Origin of the sequence: Haloarcula sp. CBA1122, assembly GCF_009741785.1 — an archaeon.
Classification (GTDB): domain Archaea; phylum Halobacteriota; class Halobacteria; order Halobacteriales; family Haloarculaceae; genus Haloarcula; species Haloarcula hispanica.
This window is the reverse complement of record NZ_WPCB01000091.1, coordinates 1-5,109: the sequence shown is the minus strand read 5'-3', so window position 1 is coordinate 5,109 and position 5,109 is coordinate 1. Positions and strand designations below refer to the sequence as shown.

5 protein-coding genes and 1 pseudogene are annotated in these 5,109 nt (G+C 65.0%); 1 reads left to right on the top strand and 5 read right to left on the bottom strand.

What is annotated here, in order from left to right; all coding sequences use genetic code 11:
• The 3 genes from thsA to GJ630_RS19080 all read right to left on the bottom strand — a co-directional run.
• The coding region (gene thsA / locus GJ630_RS19090) for a thermosome subunit alpha (protein WP_305794221.1) at nucleotides 1-891 on the bottom strand (891 nt) is incomplete at its 3' end.
• 146 nt (nucleotides 892-1,037) lie between these two features.
• Complete coding sequence (locus tag GJ630_RS19085) at nucleotides 1,038-2,033, bottom strand: AAA family ATPase (RefSeq protein WP_191450735.1); 996 nt, start codon at nucleotides 2,031-2,033, stop codon at nucleotides 1,038-1,040.
• A gap of 154 nt (nucleotides 2,034-2,187) precedes the next feature.
• Nucleotides 2,188-3,162, bottom strand: a complete 975-nt coding sequence (locus GJ630_RS19080; protein ID WP_050037371.1) for a DUF5784 family protein — start codon at nucleotides 3,160-3,162, stop codon at nucleotides 2,188-2,190.
• 154 nt (nucleotides 3,163-3,316) lie between these two features.
• Between GJ630_RS19080 and GJ630_RS19725 the strand changes: the two genes are divergently transcribed.
• On the top strand, nucleotides 3,317-3,490 hold the full coding sequence (locus GJ630_RS19725; protein ID WP_004516474.1) for a DUF5786 family protein: 174 nt from the start codon (nucleotides 3,317-3,319) through the stop codon (nucleotides 3,488-3,490).
• On the opposite strand, the gene GJ630_RS19075 is transcribed toward GJ630_RS19725, so the two are convergent.
• Both GJ630_RS19075 and GJ630_RS19070 read right to left on the bottom strand, forming a co-directional pair.
• Complete coding sequence (locus GJ630_RS19075) at nucleotides 3,477-4,211, bottom strand: hypothetical protein (RefSeq protein WP_014039177.1); 735 nt, start codon at nucleotides 4,209-4,211, stop codon at nucleotides 3,477-3,479. The genes GJ630_RS19725 and GJ630_RS19075 overlap by 14 nt on opposite strands.
• Nucleotides 4,208-5,109: pseudogene (locus tag GJ630_RS19070) on the bottom strand (NAD(P)H-binding protein); the annotation flags it as partial. The gene GJ630_RS19075 and the pseudogene GJ630_RS19070, both read right to left, overlap by 4 nt.

Below are 5,109 nucleotides of genomic sequence, written 5' to 3'. Positions count from 1 at the left end.
GTGCTGGGCCATGTCGTCGATGCCCTTCTGGCAGAAGACGACGTCAGCACCGGCTTCTTTGAGCTGATCGACCATCTCCTTGAGCTGCTCTTCTTCCTGGTCGAGGAACTGCTGGAGCTGGTCGGGGTCGGTGACGTTGACTTCGGTGTCGAGTTCCGTTTCCGGAACCTCGATGGCCGTGTCGAGCAGGGCCACGTCGGCGTCCTCGACGGCGAACGGCATGTTGTCGTGGACGCGTTCCTTGTCGACGATGACGCCTTCGACGAGTTCGGACTCGTCGGTTGCGCCGCCGACGACGGTTTCGATCTGGATGTTGTCGGTGTCGACGCTACCGTCGTCGTCGACGACGGACTGTGCGGCGCGGACGACGAGTTCGGCGAGGACGTCCTTGGAGGACTCCGCGCCCTTGCCGGTCATCGCGGTCGCGGCGACCTTCTCGAGGGTCTCCGTGTCGTCGGCGTCGACGTCGATGGCGTTGTCTTCGAGGATTTCCTTAGCCTTCTCTGCGGCCTGGCGGTATCCCTGGGCCAGGATGCTGGCGTGGATGTCCTGGTCGAGGAGTTCCTCGGCCTTCGAGAGGAGTTCGCCGGCCATGACGACCGCCGTGGTCGTGCCGTCGCCCACTTCGTCTTCCTGGGTCTGGGCGACCTCGACGATCATGTTGGCGGCGGGGTGCTCGATGTCCATCTCGTCGAGGATGGTGACGCCGTCATTCGTGACGACGACCGAGCCCGAGTTGTCGACGAGCATCTTGTCCATGCCCTTCGGACCCAGAGTCGTCCGAACGGCCTCGGCGACGGCCGTCCCGGCCGTGATGTTCATCGACTGCGCGTCCTTTCCGGATGTCCGCTGGGACTCCTCGGAAAGTACAATCATGGGCTGGTTGCCCATCTGCTGTTGAGCCATAGTCAAACGATGATTGAATGTGATTCTATATAAAAGCTGTGGTCACGGCCGGCATATCGCCCTATTACACGCCACACTCGACGGTGTGATACCGAATAACGTGGGTGGTTTATATACCCACTCAGGGCCGCTCAGCGGCCCATTCCGAACCGACGGTGGCGCAGTTCGGGGGTAATCTGGATGCGAGAGATGTCCTGCCCGGTTCGGTACCAGACAAACGCCGCTCTGGTGAACAGTTCGCGACACTCGATGCGGACCTCACGGGGGTTGCCCTCGGTCCGCTCGTGGATGTCCTCGATTGCGGCCCGCGTAAACAGGTCCGGGGCCTGCCCCTCGTAGGGGTCGCCCCGGAAGTACGCCAGCGAGCGAGCGGCGTACTCGGCCACGTCGTCCGGCGAGAACGGGTCGATGCCCTCGTAGTAGCGAAGCCGTGAGTCGAGCGTTCCCCGGATCTCCGCCACCCGCCGCTTCCCCTCCGGTGTTCCGGTGAGGAACAGCCGGACGCCGGCGTCGCCGGCCACCTGCAGCGGCGACAGCAGGTCCGCCTCCAGCACCTCGATTTCGTCGACGACCAGCAGAAGCGTCTTGCCGTCCTCGCGTACGCGACGGACGATTTCGTGGACGGCGTCTTTCGCTTCAGCGGTCGCCCACGGAATCCCGTCTCGGACCTGCGAGTAGTTGCGCTGGTCGATGGAGTAGCCCGCGGCGTAGGCGGCGGTTAGCACCGTCTGGTACAGTTTTCGCGGCGTCGTCTCGCGTGGATTGTCCAGATGCGTGATGACAAAGCCCTCGTGTTTCGAAAGGTCACGCAGGACGATTTCCCGGAAGGCCGTCTTTCCGGTGCCGTAGGGACTCACTAATCCGATGTGCTGGTCCTGCAGGAGCCAGGACGTGACCTGATTCAGCATCTCGGTGTCGTGGCGGACGTACAGCGGCTCGGGCATGTGGTCCAGCCCGGCTTCCTCGGTAAACGGGAGGTCTGTCACGGTATCGGCGGTCCCGCCCAGCGCCTCGCCGAAGGCCAATAGTCGCTGTTCGACCTCCTGTAGCTGGTCCAGTAGCACGCCGGCAGCGGCGCTCTCGGCACGTTCTTCTTCCTCGGACCGGAGCGATTCGAGCCGGTCCATTACCTCGGAAACCGACTGACCCGCGCCGCTGGTCCCCGATTGCTCTGTGTCGTCCACCACGGCTATCTCTCTCAGTGTTGCCCGTCCGGCGCGTTATATGTTACGCCCCGAATTTCGGGGAAGATAACGCGACCTACCGTCAGTTGCGAACTGACTACAACGGGAGCGGGAACGGAACCGAGCCGTAGGCGTACCCTTCCATGCTGCCGTCCGGCCGGGCGCGGAAGACGATGGTCGGCGAGTAGCCGACATCGGGCTGTTCGCCGTAGACCCGCCGCCAGTCGTCGTCCGGGAAGGAACTGCAGTCGACGACGAGGACGGCTCCGGGGTGGGCCGCTAGCTGGTCGCGAGTCTTCGCGTCACCCGATGCTTTGACCGCGGCGATACCGGTGTTGACCTGCCGTCGGGACGGCGGCCGTGGGCGGGTGACCTCCACGAGCGTGTCCTCGACTCGGAAATCGACGGAGTGGCCCGAGTTCAGTTCGACCTCGGGTCTGATGTCGTTGCCCGCGTCGACGAGCAGTTTGGCGACGTTGAACTCGCCCATCGTCGCTCGCATCCGCGAGAGGTCAAAGCCCTCGCTGGTCCCGAGTTTGCTCGCCATCGTGTAGCGGTAGTCGTCGAGTTCGCCAGTCGCGAGGAAGTCGTCGTAAAACGCCAGCCCGTCCGCCCGGTCGGCGTCCGGGAAGCCGCTGGCGTGGTCCCGGAAGAACGTCCGTGTCGACTCCCGGCCGTCCTTCGAGAGAAACACGGGCAGGAAGAAGTGCGCCAGCGTCTCGTACTCGGTGAGCCACGGGTCCTCCACCTCTAACTGGGCGAACAGCTCGCGCTGGACCCACTCGCTAATCTCGTCGGGCACCTCGTCGAACGTGTACTTCTCCGTTCGCCACAGCGTCTCCGGGGTCTCGGTGTTCCCGACCCAGTACGCGCGCTGGCCGTTCCAGCAAAACAGTGCGAGGTCGCCGTTGTCCATCTCCAGTCGGCGCGCGGCCCACCCCTCCGGCGGGGCGAACCACGGACCGTTCATCGTCGCACCGAAGGTGTTCTGCAGCGGTGTCAGCAGGTCTGTCCGGACCCGCTTCTCGCTCCATCGCTCGTTCGACCGTCGCAGACGTAAGGGACCAGCCACAGGGCCGTGTAGACGGTCAGTGGTCTTGGGCGTTCCGCCCTATCGAGACACCCCGGTTCGGACTGCTCGCACACTCTGTAGGTCGTGTGGTACGGTTTCTGGGACCACCGTTACATTGATAGTCACTACCAGCCAAGTTTCACCGTGGTAACCTATGTCGATGGGAGCGTACGACGACGACGAACACGAACGCCGTGAACGCAAGAACAGCGAGGTCGACCTGTCGGAAGACGACGACCGGAGCACGTACCACGGGAGTGTTGACTACGACGGTGACGAGTCGACAGAAGAGCTGCTCGACCAGTTCAAGCAGATCAACTCTGACTGACGGCGGCCGTTCTCGACCGGTAGCGCAATAGCCCGACAGAGGCGGCCGTCACGGCTGTGACGGCTATCACATGGCCGACCAGCGCCGCGAGCAGTACCGGCTGGTCAAGCACGAACGGAACGAGCACGAGCTGGAGGACGCCAAAGCCCCAGATCTCCAGGTCGGCCCGGATGAACACCCGCGCCGTCTCGGGGTCGAACCGGTAGCGCGCTGATCGCCACAGACCCGTGACGCTGGCCCACCAGCCCGTACCGATACGGTAGCTCACGTCCCAGAGGATGAGTAGGGTCAGATACACCACCAGTACCGGCGGCTCCGACCCGAACAGTTGGCCCAGAAGTGGCGTCGAGCTGACCTGCGGGTCGAAGACGAACAGGTGGGTGAGCAACGCCACGTACGCGAGGACGGACAGCACGACCTCGACGTTCGAGGCGAACAGCAGCGCGCGGTAGGTCGGTGGAACGTCGATACGGCGGATAAGCGTGCTGATTCGGAGCATCTCGGCGCTTCCGATGGTGGCGACGAACACGACGACCGTTCCGGCGATTGCGGCGCTCCAGACCTCGTAGTACCACGACAGAGCGACGATGGCGACCTCGAAGATGAGGAGCTGTATCGCCATCGCTGCCCACGTCGGTAGCCGAATCCCCGGCAGCGCGCCGATGATGCTCTCGTACACCCACGTTTCGCCGTATTCCGGACGGGCGCTATCCCCGCTCATCTGCCTGCACCACCCGTGGCCGCGGCCGCCTGCGCCGTTTCGCGACTCCGCGGTTCACTGAGGGCCAGCCTGACCGCGTCCGCGAACGGCGTCAGGTCGACGGCGAACTGTGCCTGAGCGGCCTCGGTGTCCGCGACCACTGGCGTCTTCAGCCCGTGGATGAGCGGCCGGGCGACGCTCGATGGCACGTCGGTCAGTAGACCGACCCAGTACGCAGACAGCTTCGGCGTCAGCACCGGTATCGGCACGATTTTCGGCTCGCCCGTGCCCATGATTCGCCCTGTCCGCCGCAGTATCTCCGCGTAGGTCAACACCTCCGGGCCGCCAATCTCGTAGGTCTCGCCGGCCGTCTCCGGCGTGTCGAGCACGTCGACCAGGTACGCGATGACGTCGTCGATAGCGATTGGGTGGCAGTCCGTGCGCACCCAACGCGGCGTCACCAGCACTGGTAGCCGCGTCGTCAGTTCGCGTATCATCCGAAAGCTCGCTGAGCCCGCGCCGATGATGATGGCCGCCCGGAACGTCGTCAGGTCGTACTCGCCCTCCTTGAGGAGGAACTCGACTTCGCGGCGCGACCGGAGGTGCTCGGACAGCGTCTCGTCGTCCTCGCCGAGGCCGCCGAGGTAGACGACTCGGTCGACGCCGGCCGCGTCGCCGCCCGACGGAAGTTCCGCGCAGCGCGCCGGTCCCGCTCGGCGTAGTCGGTCCCGGCACGCATCGAATGGATGAGGTAGTACGCGACGTCGATTCCGGCGAGGGCGGCGTCGAAACTGCCCGCGTCGAGCAGGTCGCCTGTCGCCACGTCGACGCCGTCGGGCGGGGCGTACTCGCTCGGGTCGCGAACGAGCGCGCGGACGCTGTGGCCGGCCGCGAGGAGCGCCGGGGCGAGGTGGCCCCC

Bases quoted from the DNA above. Each gene is read 5' to 3' on its own strand.
- GJ630_RS19085 (WP_191450735.1), bottom strand. From the start codon at position 2,033: ATGGACCGGCTCGAATCGCTCCGGTCCGAGGAAGAAGAACGTGCCGAG.
- GJ630_RS19725 (WP_004516474.1), top strand. From the start codon at position 3,317: ATGTCGATGGGAGCGTACGACGACGACGAACACGAACGCCGTGAACGC.
- GJ630_RS19075 (WP_014039177.1), bottom strand. From the start codon at position 4,211: ATGAGCGGGGATAGCGCCCGTCCGGAATACGGCGAAACGTGGGTGTAC.